18 protein-coding genes are annotated in these 19,463 nt (G+C 73.9%); 7 read left to right on the top strand and 11 right to left on the bottom strand.

What is annotated here, in order from left to right:
• Nucleotides 1–52: 52 nt before the first annotated feature.
• On the top strand, nucleotides 53–895 hold the full coding sequence (locus MF672_RS44175) for a deoxyribonuclease IV (RefSeq protein ID WP_242381471.1): 843 nt from the start codon (nucleotides 53–55) through the stop codon (nucleotides 893–895).
• 390 nt (nucleotides 896–1,285) lie between these two features.
• Here the strand turns inward: MF672_RS44175 and MF672_RS44170 are convergent, their stop codons facing one another.
• From MF672_RS44170 to MF672_RS44150, 5 genes are all read right to left on the bottom strand, one after another.
• Complete coding sequence (locus tag MF672_RS44170; protein WP_242381470.1) at nucleotides 1,286–2,770, bottom strand: sodium:solute symporter family transporter; 1,485 nt, start codon at nucleotides 2,768–2,770, stop codon at nucleotides 1,286–1,288.
• A gap of 93 nt (nucleotides 2,771–2,863) precedes the next feature.
• Nucleotides 2,864–3,064, bottom strand: coding sequence for a hypothetical protein (locus tag MF672_RS44165; RefSeq protein ID WP_247815745.1), 201 nt, complete (start codon nucleotides 3,062–3,064; stop codon nucleotides 2,864–2,866).
• A 205-nt stretch (nucleotides 3,065–3,269) separates the two neighbouring features.
• Entirely contained in the window at nucleotides 3,270–4,010 is a 741-nt protein-coding gene (locus MF672_RS44160) for a LytR/AlgR family response regulator transcription factor (protein ID WP_242384147.1), read from the bottom strand.
• Nucleotides 4,011–4,075: 65 nt separating this feature from the next.
• Nucleotides 4,076–5,332 carry a sensor histidine kinase gene (locus MF672_RS44155; RefSeq protein ID WP_247815744.1) on the bottom strand — a complete coding sequence of 419 codons (1,257 nt, stop codon included), beginning with the start codon at nucleotides 5,330–5,332 and terminating at the stop codon, nucleotides 4,076–4,078.
• 54 nt (nucleotides 5,333–5,386) lie between these two features.
• Nucleotides 5,387–5,983: a molybdopterin-dependent oxidoreductase gene (locus MF672_RS44150; RefSeq protein ID WP_242381281.1), complete on the bottom strand. Its 597-nt coding sequence runs from the start codon at nucleotides 5,981–5,983 to the stop codon at nucleotides 5,387–5,389.
• 238 nt (nucleotides 5,984–6,221) lie between these two features.
• Here MF672_RS44150 and aroF point away from each other — a divergent pair, with 238 nt between their 5' ends.
• On the top strand, nucleotides 6,222–7,253 hold the full coding sequence (aroF, locus tag MF672_RS44145; RefSeq protein WP_242381280.1) for a 3-deoxy-7-phosphoheptulonate synthase: 1,032 nt from the start codon (nucleotides 6,222–6,224) through the stop codon (nucleotides 7,251–7,253).
• 97 nt (nucleotides 7,254–7,350) lie between these two features.
• On the top strand, nucleotides 7,351–7,638 hold the full coding sequence (locus tag MF672_RS44140) for a YiaA/YiaB family inner membrane protein (RefSeq protein WP_242381279.1): 288 nt from the start codon (nucleotides 7,351–7,353) through the stop codon (nucleotides 7,636–7,638).
• Between the two features lie 22 nt (nucleotides 7,639–7,660).
• On the opposite strand, the gene thiI is transcribed toward MF672_RS44140, so the two are convergent.
• The 3 genes from thiI to macS form a co-directional block, all read right to left on the bottom strand.
• On the bottom strand, nucleotides 7,661–8,857 hold the full coding sequence (thiI, locus tag MF672_RS44135; protein ID WP_242381278.1) for a tRNA uracil 4-sulfurtransferase ThiI: 1,197 nt from the start codon (nucleotides 8,855–8,857) through the stop codon (nucleotides 7,661–7,663).
• A gap of 64 nt (nucleotides 8,858–8,921) precedes the next feature.
• Nucleotides 8,922–9,587, bottom strand: coding sequence for a response regulator (locus MF672_RS44130; RefSeq protein WP_242381282.1), 666 nt, complete (start codon nucleotides 9,585–9,587; stop codon nucleotides 8,922–8,924).
• Between the two features lie 53 nt (nucleotides 9,588–9,640).
• A complete protein-coding gene (gene macS / locus MF672_RS44125; RefSeq protein WP_242381277.1) occupies nucleotides 9,641–10,765 on the bottom strand; it encodes a MacS family sensor histidine kinase in 1,125 nt (374 codons plus the stop codon).
• A 125-nt stretch (nucleotides 10,766–10,890) separates the two neighbouring features.
• On the opposite strand from macS, the gene MF672_RS44120 reads away from it, so the two are divergent.
• Together MF672_RS44120 and MF672_RS44115 are read left to right on the top strand one after the other, a co-directional pair.
• Nucleotides 10,891–11,766: an MHYT domain-containing protein gene (locus MF672_RS44120; RefSeq protein WP_242381276.1), complete on the top strand. Its 876-nt coding sequence runs from the start codon at nucleotides 10,891–10,893 to the stop codon at nucleotides 11,764–11,766.
• Nucleotides 11,767–11,860: 94 nt separating this feature from the next.
• Complete coding sequence (locus tag MF672_RS44115) at nucleotides 11,861–12,643, top strand: MHYT domain-containing protein (RefSeq protein WP_242381275.1); 783 nt, start codon at nucleotides 11,861–11,863, stop codon at nucleotides 12,641–12,643.
• Between the two features lie 161 nt (nucleotides 12,644–12,804).
• On the opposite strand, the gene MF672_RS44110 is transcribed toward MF672_RS44115, so the two are convergent.
• Nucleotides 12,805–13,830, bottom strand: coding sequence for a 6-phosphofructokinase (locus MF672_RS44110; RefSeq protein WP_242381274.1), 1,026 nt, complete (start codon nucleotides 13,828–13,830; stop codon nucleotides 12,805–12,807).
• Between the two features lie 132 nt (nucleotides 13,831–13,962).
• Here MF672_RS44110 and glpK point away from each other — a divergent pair, with 132 nt between their 5' ends.
• Complete coding sequence (glpK, locus tag MF672_RS44105) at nucleotides 13,963–15,450, top strand: glycerol kinase GlpK (RefSeq protein WP_302893380.1); 1,488 nt, start codon at nucleotides 13,963–13,965, stop codon at nucleotides 15,448–15,450.
• Here glpK and MF672_RS44100 read toward each other — a convergent pair.
• Nucleotides 15,443–16,363: a lactonase family protein gene (locus MF672_RS44100; protein WP_242381272.1), complete on the bottom strand. Its 921-nt coding sequence runs from the start codon at nucleotides 16,361–16,363 to the stop codon at nucleotides 15,443–15,445. The genes glpK and MF672_RS44100 overlap by 8 nt on opposite strands.
• Before the next feature lie 22 nt (nucleotides 16,364–16,385).
• Between MF672_RS44100 and MF672_RS44095 the strand changes: the two genes are divergently transcribed.
• Nucleotides 16,386–17,300, top strand: coding sequence for a bifunctional helix-turn-helix transcriptional regulator/GNAT family N-acetyltransferase (locus MF672_RS44095; RefSeq protein WP_242381271.1), 915 nt, complete (start codon nucleotides 16,386–16,388; stop codon nucleotides 17,298–17,300).
• Here MF672_RS44095 and MF672_RS44090 read toward each other — a convergent pair.
• Nucleotides 17,269–19,434, bottom strand: a complete 2,166-nt coding sequence (locus MF672_RS44090) for an MMPL family transporter (RefSeq protein WP_242381270.1) — start codon at nucleotides 19,432–19,434, stop codon at nucleotides 17,269–17,271. The two genes, MF672_RS44095 and MF672_RS44090, sit on opposite strands and share 32 nt — an antisense overlap.
• Between the last annotated feature and the right edge of the window lie 29 nt (nucleotides 19,435–19,463).

Genomic DNA, 19,463 nt, shown 5'->3' with positions numbered 1-19,463 from the left:
GCCCCCGGCCTGGCCGGGACGGGCGTGAGGTGCGCCTACACTGGGGGCCATCATGAGCCCAACATCCCTGATCGGCGGACACGTGTTCGTCACGGGCGGCCTGGCGACGGGCGGCCTCAAGTCCATGGCCGAGATCGGCGCCGAGATGATCCAGGTCTTCGTCACCAACCCGCGCGGCTGGGCGCTCAACGACGGCAGGCCCGACCAGGACGCCAAGCTGGCCGAGTCGGGGGTGCAGACCTTCATCCACACGCCCTACCTCGTCAACTTCGGCTCGCCGAGCCCCGAGACGCTGGCCAACTCGATCGCGGTGGTCCGCCACACGCTGCGGCGCGGCGTCGAGATCGGGGCCGAGGGCGTCGTGGTGCACACCGGCTCGGCGGTGTCGCAGTCGCGCGAGGACGCCCTGCGCCAGCTCCACGACAACCTGCTGCCGCTGCTGGAGGAGATCCCGGACGGCGGCCCCGACCTGCTGCTGGAGCCGATGGCGGGGCAGGGCGCGATGTTGTGCGCGACCGTCCAGGACCTGGAGCCCTACCTCGCGGCGCTGGAGTGGCACCCGCGCGCCTGCGTCTGCCTCGACACCTGCCACGCCTTCGCCGCCGGCCACGACCTCGCCGCTCCTGGCGGGGTGGCCGAGACGTTCGACGAGCTGCACCGCGTCGCGCCCGGCCGGCTCAAGCTGATCCACGCCAACGACTCCAAGGACGTCTGCGGCTCGAAGAAGGACCGGCACGAGAACATCGGCGCGGGCCACATCGGCGCGGAGCCGTTCGCCGAGATCATGCGGCATCCTGCGGCGGCGGGCGTGCCCGTCTGCATCGAGACGCCGGGCAAGGCCCCGAAGCACGCCGAGGACATCGCCCTGCTGAAGAAGCTGCGCGACACCCTCTGACGGCCGCCGCGCCACGTCGGGCTGTGCGACGGGCTGTGTGACGGGCTGTGGCGGCGGCCGAATCTCGTGATAGGGACGCCCGCGCCCGCGATCCGGCCGCCCCTGAAGGCCGGATCACGGGTCCGGCGAACCGGCCGCGGCGGGCGTCCCTGCACGAACCGGCGTGGCGGGCCCCACCCCCCGGTCAAGGGCCCGGCCGCCGCGGCGGCCGGCATGGCCGCCGGTGCCCCCGGCGCATCAGACCTGCAGTGAGCCCCCCGGCTCGTCCCCCCCGATGCGCCGGAGTGGCTTCCCGATGCCTCGACACTACGGATGCGATCTTGCGAGCGAAACCCTGTTTACGGTCAGCGCGTCGAACGGTGTGTAGTCAGCGTTATACGGAGAGTAGGATTACGACGAGCGGTCGTCCGGGGGCGACGAGCGGTAGCCCAGGGGGCTCGCGCGATGCTCGGGCACATGCATCCGGGCCATCATCCGGCCCACTCCGCGCGGCACCCTACGCGGCGTGACCAGGGAAATCATCACCATCGCAGCGAACCCGGCGGGCACCGCGAGCGGCGCGGGATGGGACGTGAGCACACCCAGGTTCACACCCAGGTTCACGCCCACCCGGCACACGAGCGCCGCCGTCACGCCCCCTCCCACCGCGAACCCGGCCAGCACCCCGGCGTCCGTCAGCCGCGGCCACCAGATGCCCAGCACCAGCAGCGGGCAGAGCGTCGCCGCCGACAGGCTGAAGCCGAGCAGCACCAGCGCCACCGAGGCGCGCGGCCCGGTCAGGGCGGTCACCACCAGCGCGGCCAGCAGCACCGCCGTCACGGCGAGCCGGAACGTCGTCACCCCCGGCCGCCGCGCGCACGACGACACCGCTCCCCCGACCGCCACCAGGACGCCTCCCGTGGTCGCCAGGAAGGCCGCGAACGCCCCGGCCGCCAGCAACGCCGTGAGCGCCTGCCCCGCGGCCCCTGGCAGCATCCTGGCGGGCAGCAGGAGCACCACCTCGTCCGCGCGGCCCCTGGCGGCCTGGGCGCGCCCCAGGACGCCGTACAGCGCCGGGACGACGCAGAACACCGCCAGCAGCACCTGCGTGGCCAGGATCGAGCGCCGGGCGCCGCCCGCGTCCCTGCTGGTGTAGAGGCGCACGATCACGTTGGGCAGCCCCACGACGCCGAGCGCGCAGGCCGGCAGCACGGCCAGCACGCCCGGCAGGGACGGGTCGCCCGCGCCGGCCAGGCCCGGCACGCCCGGCCGGTAGCCGCCCTCGAACCCGACGAGCGGCCGGGTGCCCGCCGTCCACCAGCAGACCGCCCCCACGCCGGCGAAGACCGCCAGCTTCAGCCAGAACTGCGAGGCCTGCACGCTCGTCACGCTGCCCGCCCCGCCCGCGAACGCCACCGCCAGCGCCGCCACCGCGACCGCCGCCCACCCCGGCCAGGACGGCAGCCCGGTCAGCAGCCGCACCACCACCCCGGCCGCGTGGAGCTGCGCCACCATCAGCGCCAGCCCGACGACCAGGACCAGCCCGGTGGCGGCGCGGCGCACCGCCGCCGAGCCGAGCCGCCACTCGGCGAAGCCGGGCAGCGTGTACGTCCCCGACCGGCGCAGCGGCGCGGCCACGAGCGCCAGGAGGACGACGAACCCGGCCGCCGCGCCCACCGGGTACCACACCATGGGGCCGCCCCGGGTGGCGATGAGGCCGGCGATGCCCAGGCAGGCGGCGGCCGAGGTGATCTCCGAGGTGATCGCGGCGCCGTTCCACCAGGGCGGCACGGGGGTGGCGGCGGCGTGGAAGTCGGCGGCGCGCCGGCTCCGGCGGGGCCGCGCGGCCGCGGCCGCCACGCACAACACCACGACGAACGCGACCCCGGTCAGCACGGCACCGCGGTGAGCGCCGCCCCCGCCACCACAATCCCGGTCGGCACGGCCCCGGTCAGCACGGCGGCCGTCGTCGCCGGACGCCTCGCGCGGTCATCGTTCCAGCCGCTCCGCCTGCCGCAGCTGCCGTACGGCCAGGGCGACCCAGACGGCCTGCAGCCCGAACGACAGGGCCAGCCACGCGCCCGGCCTGGGCAGCCACAGCGCGGCCACCGGGGCACCGACGAGCAGCGCGGCCGTCGCGGCCACGGTGCGGAGCGCCTGCCGTAACTGCCGCCGCACGAGCGCGCGCACGCCCGCCTCCACCAGGCCGCCCGCCGCCTCGGGCCCGGCCTGCCCGGCGGGGTGGCGGCCCTGGCGCGCCGGAGCGCCGCCGGCCGCCGGTGCACCACGACCCGCCGCCGGTGCATCACGACCCGCCGCCGGTGGACGACGGCCCGCCGCCCGCCCGCGACCGGCCCGTCCCCCGCCCCGGCCGCGGCGGCACGCTCCGGCGGGGTCACGGCAGCACTCTGCTGTGCTGGCGGACGAGCTGCTCGCGCACCTGCCGGCTGTGCCGCCGGCTGACCGGCAGCGCCTCGCCGCCGACGGTGAGCGTGACCCGCCCGCCGTCGAAGCGCATCTCGCTGACGTGCCGCGCCGACACCAGCGTGCTGCGGTGGATGCGCAGGAACCCGGCCTCCGACCAGCGCCGCTCCAGCGCCGCCAGGGACATGCGCACGAGGTAGCTGCCGTCGACGGTGTGCAGGCGCACGTAGTCGCCCTTGGCCTCGGCGTAGCGGACGGCCTGCTGCGGCACGAACCGGGTGCGCCCGCCCAGCTCGACCGGGATCACGTCGTCCTGGGCGGGGTCGGCGGGCGGCGCGGTGGCGGCCTCCAGGCGGCGTACGGCCTCCGACAGCCGCTCGGCCCGCACCGGCTTGAGCAGGTAGTCGACCGCCTCCAGCTCGAACGCCTGCACCGCGCACTCCTCGTGGGCGGTGACGAAGACGAGCCGGGGCGGGCTGGGGAAGCCGCCGACGAGCCGGGCCAGGTCGAGCCCGTCGAGCCCGGGCATGCGGATGTCGAGGAACACCCCGTCGAGCCGTTCGCCGCCGCCGATCATCTGGACCATGTCCTGCAGCGCGGTGACGCCGTCGGCCGCGGTCGAGACGTGCTCGATGCGGTCGTCCTGGCGCAGCAGGTAGGCCAGCTCCTCCAGGGCGGGCACCTCGTCGTCAACCGCCAGCACTCTCAGCATGTCGCTCACGGGCCGTATGAAAGCAAAGCTCACGTCCGTCACGCAAGCACAGCGTAAGGAAATGACTACAAGGAGCTAAGGCGCGCCTTCGGCACCCGCAGCCGCACCTTGGTGCCGGCGCCGAGCGCGGTCTCCACCACCAGGCCGTAGGAGTCGCCGTAGATCTGGCGCATCCGCAGGTCGACGTTGGCCAGGCCGATGCCGCTGCCCTCGCGGGCCGGGTCCTCGTCGAGCATGCGGCGGGCGCACTCGGGGTCCATGCCGGCGCCGTCGTCCTCGACCGTGATGTGCGCCTCCGGGCCGGCGTCGCGCACCACGACGCGCACCTCGCCGCCGCCGCGCCGGCCGCGCATGCCGTGCTTGATCGCGTTCTCCACGAGCGGCTGGAGGCACAGGAACGGCACCGGCACGGGCAGCACCTCCGGCGCGACCTGCATGCTGAAGCGCAGCTTGTCGCCGAAGCGGGCGCGTTCGAGCAGCAGGTAGCGGTCGACGCAGGTCAGCTCGTCGGCGAGGGTGGTGAAGTCGTGGGCGCGGCGCAGCGCGTACCGGGAGAAGTCGGCGAAGTCGAGCAGCAGCTCGCGGGCGCGCCGGGGGTCGGTGCGCACGAACGAGGCGATCGTGGTGAGCGCGTTGTAGACGAAGTGGGGCGAGATCTGGGCGCGCAGCGCGCGCATCTCGGCCTCCAGGGCCCGGCGGCGGGAGGCGTCGAGCTCGGCCAGTTCGAGCTGGCCCGACACCCAGCCGGCGACCTCGGTGACGGTGCGCACGAGCGCGGCGCTCAGCTCGTCGTCGAAGGCGGCGAGCGCGCCGACGACCGTGCCGTCCACGGTGAGCGGCACGACGACGGCGCCGTGCGGCTCGCCCGCGAACACCTGGGCCCGGCCGGCGGCCAGCGCGGCGCGGGCGTAGGTGAGCACGTCGTCGGTGCAGGGGCCGTCCCAGGCCAGCGCGGCCTCGGTCGAGGTGATGGCGACGGCCCGGGTGCCGAGCAGGGCGCGCAGGTGACGGACGGCCTTGCGGGCGGAGTCGCGGTCGAGCCCGGCGCGCAGGGCGGGGGCGGCCATCGCGGCCAGGTGCAGCGCGGCATACGTGGCCTCGTCCGCCCGCCGGCCCTCGGCCGGCCGGCCCCGGCCCTCGGACAGCCCGCCCCGGCCCTCGGACAGCCCGCCCCGGCCCTCGGACAGCCCGCCCCGGCCCTCCGGCAGGGCGCCGGCGGGCGTCCTGCGGGCACGCGGGCGGCCGCCGGCGGCGCCGCCGACGAGACCGGCGGCGAGACCGGTCAGGCCCGCCAGGCAGCACAGAGCCGCGCAGGTCAGCATGCGGGCAACCGTAGTTGAAGACGGGCGGTGTTCGCGGGAGAACGCAGGGTGAAGTCAGGGCGGCCCTTCGCCGGGTTCTTCCTGGTAGGAGTAGCGCTGCTCGCGCCAGGGGTCGGCGACGTTGTGGTAGCCGCGCTCCTCCCAGAAGCCGCGGCGGTCCTCCAGGAGGTACTCGACGGCGCGCACCCACTTGACGCTCTTCCACGCGTACAGGTGGGGAACCACGATGCGGACCGGGTGGCCGCGCTCGGGGCTGAGCGGCTTCTCGTCCAGCTCGGTGGCGAACAGCGTGTCGGGGGCCGCGAAGTCGGACATGCGCAGGTTGGCGCTGTAGCCGTACTCGGCCCAGATCATGACGTGCCGCACGCCGGGGTCGGGCGGGGCGGCCGCCATCAGGGTCGCCGGGGCGACGCCGCGCCACTCGTTGGCCATCAGGGAGAACTTGGTGACGCAGTGGAAGTCGGCGATGCGCGTGGTGCGGGGCAGCGCCTCGAACTCGTTCCAGGTGAAGCGGTGCTCCTCGCCCGAGGCGGTGGCGCCGAACACGCGGAAGTCCCAGGTCTCCGGCTTGAACCGCGGCACCCGGCCGTAGTGGATCACGGGTCGGCCGCGCGGGACGTACTGGCCTGGAGGCAGGCGCGACTCCTCCACGATCACTCCCCTCACCTGTCTCGCGTCTTGGGACATCCTGCCACCGGTCCCGTCACGGCTCGCGGCCGGGTCTCATGCGATACGATGGCCGCACTATGCGCACCGCGTTCCTGTTTTGGTATGGCGACGGACCCGAGTCCGTTCGCCATCTGACGCTGCGCTAGCAGACAGGCGAACGAAAGGCCCCGGGTCCGGCAGGACCCGGGGCCTTTCGTGTTTTCCGGGAGGAGATCTCAAGATGGTGATCGTGATGGGGCCGGAGGCCACGAGCGGCGATCTCGACGCGGTCGTCGCGGTCGCGCAGGCGGCCGGGGTGGAGGCGTTCGTCAGCAAGGGCGTGCGGCGGACGATCGTCGGGCTGGTCGGCGACGTGGCGCAGCTCGACGCGGCGAGCCTGCGCGGGATGCGCGGGGTGCGGGAGGTCATGCGGATCTCGGTGCCGTACAAGCTGGTGAGCAGGGAGAACCATCCCGAACGCTCCACCGTCCACGTGGGCGGCGTGCCGATCGGGCCCGGCACCGTGACGCTGATCGCCGGGCCGTGCGCGGTGGAGACGCACCGGCAGACGCTGGAGGCGGCGCGGATGGCGCAGGCGGCCGGGGCGACGCTGCTGCGCGGCGGGGCGTTCAAGCCGCGCACCTCGCCGTACGCCTTCCAGGGGCTGGGCGAGGCGGGGCTGCGCATCCTGGCGGACGTGCGCGAGGAGACGGGCCTGCCGATCGTGACCGAGGTGGTGGACGCCCACGACGTGGAGCTGGTGGCCTCGTACGCGGACATGCTGCAGGTCGGCACCCGCAACATGCAGAACTTCGCGCTGCTGCAGGCGGTCGGCGCGATCGGCAGGCCGGTGATGCTGAAGCGCGGCATGAGCGCGACGATCGAGGAGTGGCTGATGGCCGCCGAGTACGTCGCCCAGCGCGGCAACCTCGACATCGTGCTGTGCGAGCGCGGCGTCAGGACGTTCGAGCGGGCGACCCGCAACACCCTCGACGTCTCGGCGGTGCCGGTGGCGCAGCGGCTGTCGCACCTGCCGGTGATCGTGGACCCGTCGCACTCGGGCGGCCGGCGTGAGCTGGTGCTGCCGCTGACCCGGGCGGCCGTGGCCGTCGGCGCGGACGGGGTGATCATCGACGTGCACCCGCAGCCGGAGCAGGCGCTCTGCGACGGGCCGCAGGCGCTGGTGGACGCCGACCTGGGCGAGCTGGCGCAGATCATGACCGACTTCCCGCCGCTGCTGGGCAAGACGGCCGCGGCGGCGTTCGCGCGCTGACGGCCGGCTCCTCCCGCCGGCCGGGCGGTTGTACTCAGCGGTAACTTGAGTACTTCACCTCATGCGGCCGGCCGTCGGCGCGCGCGACGATGGCCGCATGACCAAGCCGATCCAGCCCACGCACACCACCGCGTACTACGTCCAGGCGATCCTGTCGTTCGCCGTCTCGCTGAGCTCCGTGGCGATCGCCCTGATCTACCTGCCCGCCAGCGGGTGGGTCAAGGGCTTCCTCGCGCTCGGCCTGCTGTACGTCGTCACCTCGACGATCACCCTCAGCAAGGTGGTGCGCGACCGGCAGGAGCTGTCGGAGGTGAGCAGCCGCGTCGACCAGGCCAGGCTCGACAAGCTGCTCACCCAGCACGACCCGTTCAAGGTCGACGCCTAGCTCGCCCCGGCGCCCCCGGGGCTCAGAGGGTGTACTCCTGGATCGAGTCGGCGAGCTGCACGCACAGCTCCTCCGCGTCCAGCCGCCGCTCGATCTGCTTGAGGTCCTCGATCTTGGCGCGGGTCTCGGCGCGCTTGGGGGCCAGCAGCGAGCAGCAGTCCTCGTCGGGCAGCTCGGAGATCTCCAGCGTGCCGATGCGGCGCGCCTCGGCCATGATCTCCGTCTTGTCCCAGCCGACGAGCGGGCGCAGGATCGGCAGGTCCACCGCGTTGTCCTGGGCGGTGATGTTGGTCAGCGTCTGCGAGGAGACCTGGCCGAGCGCGTCGCCGGTGACCAGCGCGGCCGCCTTGATGCGGTGCGCGACCTCCTCGGCGGTCTTGAGCATGAGCCGCCGCTGCGCGATGACCGCCAGGCGGTCCTGGCCGGAGGTGCGGATCGACTGCTGCGCCTTGCCGAACGGCACGACCCACAGCCGCGACCGGCCCTGGAACCGGTCGAGCTTCCTGACCAGCGCGTACGCCTTGTAGATCGACTCGGACGTGGTGAACGGGATGCCCGAGAAGTGCAGGAAGTCGACGTGCAGGCCGCGGCGCATCATCCGGTAGGCGGCCACCGGGGAGTCGATGCCGCCCGACATCAGCGCCAGCGCCCGGCCGCTGCTGCCGACCGGCAGGCCGCCCTGACCGGGGATGCCGCCGGTGAAGACGAACACCTCGTCCCTGTCGACCTCGATGTGGACGGTCAGCTCGGGGTTCTTCAGGTCGACGGGGAGGCCGTACTCGTCGTTGATGGCGCCGCCGACGAGCCGGTCGAGCTCGTTGGAGCGCAGCGGGAAGCGCTTGTCGCGGCGGCGCGAGCGGACCGCGAAGGGCGCGCCGCGCTTGGCCTCCTCGCTCTCGCCCGCCAGCTCCAGGCCGGCCTTCAGCACGGCGTCGGGGTCCTTGGCGACCCGCCAGGCCCGGTGGATCCAGACCAGCCCGGGCACGTCGGCGACGCGCCGCGCCACGGCCTCGGCCTGCTCGGCGCTCGCGCCCTGGGGCAGGAAGATCGCGATCACGCCGTGCCGCCTGCGCACGTCCACCTTGAGCCCGACGTCCTCCAGAGCGTGGCGGATGTTGGCGATCAGGCGGCGCTCGAACAGCTCGCGGTTCTTGCCCTTGAGGACGATCTCGCCCAGCTTGAGCAGAACGCACGGCTCGCCCAGGGCGGACATCGTCATGGTGGAACCTCCGGGGAAGTGGGGATACGGCACGCCTTGGTGGCAACGCCGAGCCCCATCGAGTTTAGTCCGCGTCGAGTCCTCGCTCGATCGCATAGCGGACCAGCTCCACCCGGTTGTGGAGGTGCAGCTTGCCGAGGGTGTTCTGGACGTGGTTCTGGACGGTGCGGTGGGAGAGCACCAGGCGCTCGGCGATCTGGCGGTAGGTCAGGCCCTTGGCGACCAGCCTCAGCACCTCGGTCTCGCGCTCGGTCAGGCGCGGGCCGGCCGGCCCGCCCGCCCCGTCCGTCCCGGCCGTCCCCGCTCCCGCCGCCCGCGTGGCCAGCCGCCGGTACTCGCCGAGCACCAGCCCGGCCAGGCCCGGGGTGAAGACGGCGTCGCCGTCGGCGGTGCGGCGGACCGCGTCGAGGAACTCCTCCCGGCCGGCCGACTTCACCAGATATCCGGACGCGCCCGCCTTCACCGCCGCCAGCACGTCCTCCTGCTCGGCGCTGGCCGACAGGACCAGCACGCGGGGCGCGTGCTCCGTGCCGGCCGAAAGGCGCGCGGCCACCTCCGCCCCGGACATGTCGGGCAGGCGCAGATCCAGCACGACCACGTCGGGACGCACGGCCGCGGCCGCCCGCACCGCCTGCCCGCCCTCCCCGACGGCGGCCACGACCTCGTACCCCGCCTCGGCCAGATCCCTGGCCACCCCGTCCCGCCACATGGGATGGTCGTCCACCACCATCACCCGCACCACCCCGCCACTGTAACGGCCCGCCGGCCCGCTCCTTGCCGGGGTCAGGGGCGGGTGGGGAGGGTCAGCTCGATCTCGGTGCCCTGGCCCGGGACGGCGGTGACGGTGGCGTGGCCGCCGAGCCGCGCGATCCGTCCCCGGATGGACTCGGCCACCCCCAGCCGCCCCTCCGCCCGGGCCTCGGCGAGCCGCCCGGCCGGCATGCCGGGCCCGTCGTCGCGCACGCTCACCGTCACGACGGACTTCCCTTCCTCCTCCCCTTCCTCGGCCAGCACCCAGGCCCGCGCCCCCTCACCGCAGTGCGCGCGCACGTTGTCGAGTGCCGCCTTGACAGCCGCCGTGACCTCCCTGGCCGCCTCGGCGGTCAGCAGGACGGGGGTCGCCGGCGTCGAGACGGTGACGCCGGGCCCGGCGAGCCGCAGCAGCGGCGACCGCAGGTCCGTGAGCCCGCTGGGATGGCCGCCGGCGGCGGGGCCGGCGACGAGCTGGCGCAGCGCCGCCTCCTGCTCCCCCGCGAGCCGCCCCAGCTCGGCCGCCTCCCCGCCGAGCCGCTGCCCGCGCCGCTGCACGAGGGCGAGCACCTGCAGGACCGAGTCGTGGATGTCGCGGGCCAGCCGTTCCCGCTCGCGCTGGGCGGCCTCCATCTCGACGGCCCGCTGCATGCGCTCCTCCGCCTGGCGCGCCAGCCGGGCCACGTGCCCGACGACCACTCCGGCGAGGAACAGCAGCACCGCGCCGTTGACCTGCAGCGGGACGCCGGGCGCGCGCAGCCGCAGCCACAGGTCGCCGCCCGCGACGGCGGCGGCGGCGACCGCGCCGGCCCGCCGCCCGCCGTGCACCGCCCAGGCCAGGACGGGCCCGGCGATCCAGGTGGCGGGCACCGGCAGCGTGCCGGGCTCGCTCTGCCGGGCGCCCTCCACGTACGGCGAGGCCAGCAGGCACCCCAGCGTGATCAGCAGGTCCAGCCCGAGCAGCGGCCACCGGCGCAGCGCGGGCACCGCGTAGGCCCAGGCGGTGCCGGCCGTCCACAGCGTCATGACGCCGATGACCGTCCAGCCGGCGGCCGGGTGCTCGTAGCCGCGGTTCTGGGCGAGCAGGACGGCGGCGTAGACCAGCGAGGCCACGCGGTAGACGGCGATCGCCCGCCAGAACGGACCCTCGATACCCATGAGCCCTTCTCATGTTTCCGACACGCTGGTTGACAAAAAGTCGAGATATCCATGCGAAAGGGACATGCCTGATGGCACAATCCCTGCACCCCTAACTTGAGGATTTTCGCCATATGACCTCTGCTGTGAATCATTTCACCCACGGCCTGCTCACGCCGGTGCTCGCCTACGTGATGTCCTGCCTCGGGTCGATGCTGGGGCTGCGCCTCACCGCCCAGGCCCACGCCTCGCGCGGCGGCGCGCGGGCGCGCTGGCTGCTCGGCGCGGCCGTCTCCATCGGCGGCACCGGCATCTGGGTCATGCACTTCATCGCGATGATGGGCTTCGACGTCGAGGGCACGCAGATCAGGTACGACGTCCCGCTCACCGCCGCCTCGGCCGTGGTGGCGATCGTGGTCGTCGGCACCGGCCTGTTCCTGGTGTCCTACGGCCGCGGCCGGCTGCCCGCCCTCCTCGGCGGCGGCCTGCTGACCGGCCTCGGCGTGGCCTCGATGCACTACCTCGGCATGTACGCCATGAACATGTCCGCGCACGTCTCCTACGACCGGCTCACCGTGGCCGCCTCCGTGGCCATCGCCGTGGTCGCCGCGACGGCCGCGCTCTGGTTCACCCTGCGGGTCAAGAAGCCCGTCTGGATCACCGGGGCCGCGCTCGTCATGGGCGTCGCGGTGGCCGGCATGCACTACACCGGCATGGCGGCCATGCACGTCCGCGTGGACGCCGAGCCGGGCGCGGTCTCCGGCGCCGACGCCCTCGACTTCCTCGTCCCGCTCATGACGGTGATCAGCCTGATCACGCTGACCATGCTGCTCATGGTGATCCTGTCCCCGTCGGAGGAGGAGCTGCACGAGGACGCCGAGCTGGTCGCCAAGCTGGAGCTGCGCCGGCGCACCGCGCAGCAGGAGCGCCACCTCGCCTATCCGGGCCCGCCCGTCCCGATGGCCCGCCGCGTTCCTCAGCAGCCCCATCACGCCCAGTCCATGCGGATGCGCGAGAGGTAGTTGCGCGGTCGGCGACTCCCTGTCCATACTCCCTTATCGGTGCGTAAGGGACGGGTGGGGCATGTCGCCGATCGATCACTTCTCTTTCGGGCTCTTGACGCCTGTCTTGGCCTACGTCATGTCCAGCGCCGGCAGCATGCTCGGCCTCCTGCTCACCTCGCGGGCCCGGCTCACGGGCGGGCGCGAGGCGCGGTACTGGCTGCTCGGCGCGGCGCTCGCGATCGGCGGCACCGGCATCTGGACCATGCACTTCATCGCGATGCTGGGCTTCTCCGTGAGCGGCACGATCATCCGCTACGACGTGCCGCTCACCGCCGCCTCCGCGCTGCTCGCGGTGGCCGTCGTGGGCCTCGGGCTGTTCCTGGTCTCGCGGCGCGGGGAGCGGCTGCCGTACCTGCTGGCGGGCGGCGTCCTGACCGGGCTCGGCGTCGCGGGCATGCACTACCTCGGCATGTACGCCATGAACATGTCCGCGCACGTCTCCTACGACCCGCTCGTGGTGGCGCTGTCGGTGCTCGTCGCGATCGCGGCGGCCACGGCGGCGCTGTGGTTCACGCTGCGGGTCAGCGGCGCGCTCAGGATCGGGGCGGCGGCGCTGGTGATGGGCGGGGCGGTGTCCGGGATGCACTACACCGGGATGTTCGCCCTGTCGGTGCGCTCGCACACGGAGATGGTGCCGGTGCCGGGCGCGCGGGCCATCGACTTCCTGCTGCCGCTGATCGTCGGCCTTAGCCTCATCACCGTGGGCCTGCTGCTGGCCGTCATCCTGTCGCCGTCGGAGAAGGAGCTGCGCAGCGAGGCGGAGTTCCGCGCCCGGCTGCGGGGACGCGCGGAGGGCGTGCCGGAGGTGGATCTGTTCGGCACGCCCCGGAGGTGACGTCCGCGTCCTCGATGTCGTGCCCCCGATATGTGGGGGGCACGGCCTGCGACACGTGGTGGGCCGCCGACTCTCCGCGGCGCAGGCCGTACCCTTGAGCGGGTTGAAGCGGAAACCCCGCTGGCTCAAAGGTACGGCCGGCGCTTGCAGACGGCTTGCAGCTAGCCGAAGAAGACCTCGGCCTCGGCGTAGCGGCCGACCGGCACGGTCTTCAGCTCCGCCGTCGCCTCGTCCAGGCCGACCCGGACGATGTCGGTGCCGCGCAGCGCGACCATCTTGCCGTAGTCGCCCTCGTGGGCCGCGTCGATGGCCTGCAGCCCGAACCGGGTGGCGAGCACCCGGTCGTAGGCCGTCGGCGTGCCGCCGCGCTGGATGTGGCCGAGCACCGTGGTGCGGGCCTCCTTGCCGGTGCGCTTCTCGATCTCCTTGGCCAGCCGCTCGCCGATGCCGCCGAGCCGGACGTGCCCGAACGCGTCCAGCTCGCTCGCCTGCAGCTCCATCTGCCCCTCGACGGGGTGGGCGCCCTCGGCGACCACGATGATCGGCGAGTAGCGGGTGCGGAAGCGGGACTCGACGTACTCGCAGACCCGGTCGATGTCGAACGGCTTCTCGGGGATGAGGATGACGTTGGCCCCGCCCGCCATGCCCGCGTGCAGCGCGATCCAGCCGGCGTGGCGGCCCATGACCTCGCAGATGAGCGCCCGGTGGTGGGACTCGGCGGTGGTGTGGAGGCGGTCGATGGCCTCGGTGGCGATGTTGACGGCGGTGTCGAAGCCGAAGGTGTAGTCGGTGCCGGACAGGTCGTTGTCGATGGTCTTGGGCACGCCCACGACGTTGACCTCGCGGTCGTAGAGCTGCCGGGCGACGCCCAGGGTGTCCTCGCCGCCGATGGCGATGAGCGCGTCCACGCCGCCGGAGGCCAGGTTCTCCTTGATCCGGTCGACCCCGCCCTCGATCTTCATCGGGTTGGTGCGGGAGGAGCCCAGGATGGTGCCGCCGCGCGGGAGGATGCCGCGCACGGCCTGGATGTCGAGCGGCATGGTGTCGCCTTCGAGGGGGCCGCGCCAGCCGTCGCGGAAGCCCACGAACTCGTGGCCGTAGACGCTCACCCCCTTACGCACCACGGCCCTGATCACGGCGTTGAGCCCGGGGCAGTCGCCGCCCCCTGTGAGCACTCCGATACGCATGGCGGGTTCCTCCCGTTGGGGTTCACGAACCTGACCTCAGTATTCAGACTCGCATTGTGCCCGCCACCGCGGGCAGTGGTCTAGACCAAACGCCAGGTCCGCAAACTAAACCCGCGGCGGGAGTGAGATTTCGTGAGCGTGCTGGCCATCGATGCCGGGACAACTGGTGTAACGGCGCTGGTAGTGACCGAAAACGGGCAGATCGCGGCCAAGGGGTACGAGGAGTTCGCCCAGCACTTCCCGCGGCCCGGCTGGGTGGAGCACAACCCCGAGGACATCTGGCAGGCGACGCTCGCCGCGTGCGCCACGGCCCTGCGCGCGGCCGCCGATCCGCCCTCCTGCCTCGGCATCACCGACCAGCGCGAGACCGCCGTCCTGTGGGACCGGCGCACACTGGCCGCGCCCCGCCGGGCGATCGTCTGGCAGGACCGGCGCACGTCCGGGGTGTGCGAGCGGCTGCGCGCCGCCGGGCACGAGGAGCGCGTGTCGGAGCTGACCGGGCTCCGGCTCGACCCCTACTTCACCGCGACCAAGCTGACCTGGCTGGCCGAGCACGAGCCCGACGTGTGGGCGGGCGTGCGGTCCGGAAGTGTGGCCGTGGGGACAGTGGATGCCTACCTCATCGCCAGGCTGACGGCGGGCGCGCGGCACGTGACCGACGCGTCCAACGCCTCCCGCACCCTCCTGTACGGCCTCCGCTCCGGGACGTGGGAGCCGGAGCTGTGCGAGCTGTTCGGCGTGCCGGAGCGGGCGCTGCCGGAGATCGTGCCCAGCCACGGCCCGCTCGGGCGCACCGACCCGGCGGCCTTCCTCGGGCTGGAGCTGCCGATCAGCGGCGTCGCGGGCGACCAGCAGGCGGCGCTGTTCGGGCAGACCTGCTTCGCGGCGGGCGACGTCAAGTGCACCTACGGGACCGGCTCGTTCGTGCTCGCCACCACCGGCGGCGAGATCGTGCGCTCACGGGAGGGGCTGCTGACCACGGTGGCCTGGCAGGAGCCGTCCGGGGAGCGCACGTTCGCGCTGGAGGGGTCGATCTTCGTGACCGGCGCGGCGGTGCAGTGGCTGCGCGACGGGCTCGGCGTCATCGGCACCGCGCCGGAGTCGGAGGCGCTGGCGCGCACGGTGCCGGACAGCGGGGGCGTGGTGTTCGTGCCCGCGCTGACCGGGCTGGGGGCGCCGTACTGGGAGCCGGAGGCGCGCGGGCTGATCGCCGGGCTCACCCGCGGCACCACCCGGGCGCACCTGGTGCGCGCGACGCTGGAGGCGATCGCGTTCGAGGTGCGGGACGTGGCGGAGCTGATGGCCCGGGACATGGCGGACGTGACGGCGGGGCCGATGCCGCTGCTCAAGGCCGACGGCGGGGCCGCCGCCAACGACCTGCTCATGCAGCTGCAGGCCGACCAGCTCGGCGCGCCTGTGGAGCGGCCGGTTATCCAGGAGACGACGGCGCTCGGGGCGGCGTTCCTCGCCGGCCTCGGCTCGGGCGTGTGGGGCTCGCGGGCCGAGCTGCGCAAGACCTGGCAGCTCGACCGCCGTTTCGAGCCCGGCGCGAGGGACGACGCCGGCTACGAGCGCTGGCGGGCGGCCGTGCGCCTGGCCGCCGCCGCCCGGCTCAGCTGACCAGCACGCAGGACGGGCTCTCCACCGCGTACGACTCCCCCGCCGGCGCGGGCACCCCGCCGTCGAGCGCGAAGACGGTCACCTCGCCGGAGTGCTGGTTGGCGACGTAGAGCCGGTCGCCGTCGATGGCGAAGTGGCGCGGCCAGTCGCCGCCGCTCGGCACCTCGGCCAGCGGCGACAGGTCGGCGGCGCGCAGCACCGCGATCGTGTTGGGCCCGCGGTTGGCGACGTAGACGAGGTCGCCGTCGAGCTGCAGGTGGGAGGGCGCGTTGGCCACTCCCTCCTGGAGGGAGGCGGGCGCGACGGTGCGCCGGCCGCCAGGCTCGATCATGGTGACGGTGCCGTCGAGCTCGCCGGCGACGTAGAGCCGGCCGCCGGCGAAGGCGAAGTGGCGCGGGCCGGTGCCGGGGCTCAGCCGGTACGGCTCCAGCGGCGTGCCGTCGGGCCGGTAGCGGCGGATCTCGTCGGTGCCGAGGTCGGAGACGTGCAGCAGGCCGTCGTGGAAGACGGCCTGGTGGGCGTGCGGCCCCTCCTGGCGCTCCTTGTCAGGCCCCGAGCCCTCGTGGCGCAGCACGATCGGCTCGCCCGCGAACGCGCCCCGGTCGTCGAGGCGGTGGAGCACGGCCGTACCGTCGCCGTAGTTGGCGGCGGCCAGCAGGGCGCCGGACGGGTCGATCGCCACGTGGCAGGGCTGCGAGCCCTCGCTCGGGCGTTCGTCGAGGGGCGCGAGGCCGTCGTCGCGCACGGAGAAGGCGGTCAGCCAGCCGCGTTCGAGCTCGCCCGCGGCGTACAGCACCGGCAGCGTGGGATGGGCGGCGAGGAACGACGGCGCCGCCACCCGGGTCAGCTCACCGCCGACGGTGACGATGCCCGGGCCGTATCCGCCTATGCGCAGGTGCTTCACAGGAGGCATCCTCTCATGGTTGACTATGGCAATGAGTTCGTTGACGGAAGCAAGGGTTTCTGAGGTCAGGGCCTTCAACCGCTTCTACACCAAGGTGATCGGCGTCCTGCAGGCCGGCATGCTCGAATCGCCGTACTCGCTGACCGAGGTCAGGGTGCTGTTCGAGCTCGCGCACGCCGAGCCGATGGAGACCGGGCGGCTGCGCGCGCTGCTCGACCTCGACGCCGGCTACCTCAGCAGGATCCTCACCCGGTTCGACGCCGACGGCCTGATCCGGCGCGAGCGCTCGGCCGCCGACGCCCGCAAGCAGGTGGTCCGGCTCACGGACAAGGGCACGGCCACGTTCGCCGACCTCGACCGGCGCTCGGAGGCCGAGATCGAGCGGCTGCTGTCCGGCCTGCCGGAGGCCGAGCAGGGCCGGCTGGTCGGCAGCATGGCGGCGATCAGGTCGCTGCTGTCGCCGCGCGAGCCCGGGCGGGAGGCGTACGTGATCAGGCCGCCGCGCACCGGCGACCTCGGCTGGGTCGTGCAGCGGCACGGCGAGCTCTACAGCGCCGAGTACGGCTGGGGCACCGCCTTCGAGCAGACGGTGGCCGGCATCGTCGCGGGCCTCGACCTCACCAAGGACGCCGGCTGGATCGCCGAGGTCGGCGGCGAGCGCGCCGGCTGCGTCTTCTACGTGCGCGAGGACGACGGCCAGGCCAAGCTGCGGATGTTGCTGGTCGAGCCGTCCGCCCGGGGCATGGGCATCGGGCGGCGGCTCGTGGAGGAGTGCCTGCGGCACGCCAGGGCCGACGGCCGCAAGCGCATCACGCTGTGGACGCGCGACTGCCTGACGAGCGCGCGGCGCATCTACCAGACGGCCGGCTTCCGGCTGGCGGGCGAGGAGAAGGGCATGGAGAACGGCACCGAGGTCATCGAGCAGTGGTGGAGCCTGGACCTGTGACGGGCCTCGGGGACGAGGGCCACCAGTTGAGCGGGCCGGCCAGGCGCATGAGGCTCGGCACCAGCACCGCCCTGATCACGGTGGCGTCCACCAGCACCGCCACGGCGATGCCGACCCCCAGCATCTGCACGAACGTCACCTCGGCGGTGGCGTAGGCGGCGAAGCTCAGCGCGAGGATGCCGCCGGCCGCGGTGATCAGCGGCGCGCCCCGCCGCAGGCCGGCGGCCACCGCCCGCGCGGTGTCGCCGGTGCGGTCGTACTCCTCCTTGATGCGCGACAGGAGGAACACCTCGTAGTCCATGGACAGGCCGTAGGCGACGCAGAGCATGAGGATCGGGATGCTCGGGTCGAGCGTGCCGGTCGGGGTGAAGCCCAGCAGACCGGACAGGTTGCCGTCCTGGAAGATCCACACGAGCGCGCCGGACATGACGCCGAGGCTGAGCACGTTCAGCAGGGTCGCCTTGACCGGGAGGACGAGGCTGCGCGTCATGAGGAACAACACGGCGAACGTGACCGCCAGCATGAGCGCCAGCACCAGCGGCAGCCGGTCCACGATCGAGGCGCGGTAGTCCGCCAGCTCGGCCGGGTAGCCGCCGGCCAGGACGGGGAACGGCGGCGGCACCGCGCGCACGGCCGCGACCAGCCGCACCGGGTCGTCGGCCAGGGCCGCGGCGGAGGGCACCACGGACAGCCAGGTGCCCTCCCCGCGGAAGCGCGCCGGATCGCCGTCGCCGGTCCGCCGCCCGCCGGCGAAGGAGCCGGCGGCCGAGTCCACCTGGGCGACGCCGGGCACCCTGGACAGGCTCGCGGCGTACGGCGCGACGGCGGCCGCGGGGACGGGCCCGCGCGAGACGAGTTGCACCGCGTCGCTCTCCTCAGCGGGGAACGACCGCCTGATCACCTCCTGCGTCTGCCGGGAGGACGCCTCGGGCGGCAGGATCCGGTCGTCGGCCACGCCGAAGCGCAGCCCCAGGAACGGCGAGGCCAGCACCAGCAGCAGCGCCGCGGCCAGGCCGCCGGTCAGCAGCGGGCGGCGCATCACCCGCACGGCCAGCGCGTGCCAGAACCCGCCCTCCCGCTCGGGCCGGGCCCGGCGCGGCAGCAGCGCGCCGCCGGCGGCGGCGAGCACGGCGGGCAGCACCAGCAGCGCCGCGACCAGGCCGCCGATCACCACGGCGATGCCCGCCCAGGCGAACGAGCGCAGGAACGCGAACGGCAGCACGAACAGCACCGACAGCGACGCGGCCACGGTGAGCCCGCTGAACAGCACGGTCCGCCCGGCGTGCTCGACCGCGCCCGCGACGGCCGCCGCCCGGCCGGCGCCGCGCGCGCTCTCCTCGCGGAAGCGCTGGACGACGAACAGGCAGTAGTCGATGCCGAGGCCGAGCCCCATGGCGAGGGTGAGGTTCAGGGCGAAGGTGGAGATCTCGGCGACGGCGAGGACGCCGGACAGCAGCGCCAGCCCGATCACCATGGCGAGCACCCCGGCGAGGATGGGCACCAGGGCCGCCGCCACGCGCCGCTGGTAGAGCCAGAGCAGGACGAAGGCCAGCGGGAAGATGACCAGCTCGGCCCGGACGAAGTCCTGCCTGGCCAGCGGCACGGTCTCGCGGAAGACCTCCTCCCCTCCCCCGGCCCGCACCTCGAGGAGATCGGTGCCCGCGGTGGCCCGCGGGACGAGCCGGGGCAGCACCACGCCGCGGACGTGGCCGGCGTCGCCGGGGACGCGGACCACGACGAGCGCGTGCCGCCCGTCGCCGCTGCGCAGGGTGGCGGGCCGGCCGCGGGTCCAGTACGAGGCGGCCTCGGCGACGCCCGGGTCGCCCGCGACGCGGGCGGTCAGCTCGCGGCCGGCGGCCTCGACGGCCGGGTCGTCCACGGTGCCGCGCCGCGCGGTGACCAGGAGGACCAGGTCGGGGCTGCCGGTGCCGAACCGGCGGGCCAGCTCGGCCTGCGCCCGGTCGGACTCCGACCCCGGCGCCTCGAACCTGGCCAGCGACAGCCGCGGCACCGCGCCGGCGGCCAGCACGCCCGCCACGACGAACCCGAGCAGGGCCAGCGCGAGGACCGCCCGGTGGCGGCGGGCCAGGAAGAAGCCCAGCCTGCGGAGCGGCGGGCCGGTTCGGGTGCTCATGCGATCTCCCCCGGGACGAAAACTCGGTA

This window comes from Actinomadura luzonensis, from assembly GCF_022664455.2.
Lineage (GTDB): Bacteria > Actinomycetota > Actinomycetes > Streptosporangiales > Streptosporangiaceae > Nonomuraea > Nonomuraea luzonensis.
The sequence above is the reverse complement of the archived record's forward strand: the minus strand, read 5'-3'. Positions and strand labels throughout refer to the sequence as shown.

Excerpts from the sequence above, each read along its gene's own strand:
- MF672_RS44175 (WP_242381471.1), top strand. The coding sequence starts at position 53 with ATGAGCCCAACATCCCTGATCGGCGGACACGTGTTCGTCACGGGCGGC.
- MF672_RS44160 (WP_242384147.1), bottom strand. The coding sequence starts at position 4,010 with ATGCTGAGAGTGCTGGCGGTTGACGACGAGGTGCCCGCCCTGGAGGAG.
- MF672_RS44155 (WP_247815744.1), bottom strand. The coding sequence starts at position 5,332 with ATGCTGACCTGCGCGGCTCTGTGCTGCCTGGCGGGCCTGACCGGTCTC.
- aroF (WP_242381280.1), top strand. The coding sequence starts at position 6,222 with ATGGTGATCGTGATGGGGCCGGAGGCCACGAGCGGCGATCTCGACGCG.
- MF672_RS44140 (WP_242381279.1), top strand. The coding sequence starts at position 7,351 with ATGACCAAGCCGATCCAGCCCACGCACACCACCGCGTACTACGTCCAG.
- thiI (WP_242381278.1), bottom strand. The coding sequence starts at position 8,857 with ATGACGATGTCCGCCCTGGGCGAGCCGTGCGTTCTGCTCAAGCTGGGC.
- MF672_RS44130 (WP_242381282.1), bottom strand. The coding sequence starts at position 9,587 with ATGGTGGTGGACGACCATCCCATGTGGCGGGACGGGGTGGCCAGGGAT.
- macS (WP_242381277.1), bottom strand. The coding sequence starts at position 10,765 with ATGGGTATCGAGGGTCCGTTCTGGCGGGCGATCGCCGTCTACCGCGTG.
- MF672_RS44110 (WP_242381274.1), bottom strand. The coding sequence starts at position 13,830 with ATGCGTATCGGAGTGCTCACAGGGGGCGGCGACTGCCCCGGGCTCAAC.
- MF672_RS44100 (WP_242381272.1), bottom strand. The coding sequence starts at position 16,363 with ATGCCTCCTGTGAAGCACCTGCGCATAGGCGGATACGGCCCGGGCATC.
- MF672_RS44095 (WP_242381271.1), top strand. The coding sequence starts at position 16,386 with ATGAGTTCGTTGACGGAAGCAAGGGTTTCTGAGGTCAGGGCCTTCAAC.
- MF672_RS44090 (WP_242381270.1), bottom strand. The coding sequence starts at position 19,434 with ATGAGCACCCGAACCGGCCCGCCGCTCCGCAGGCTGGGCTTCTTCCTG.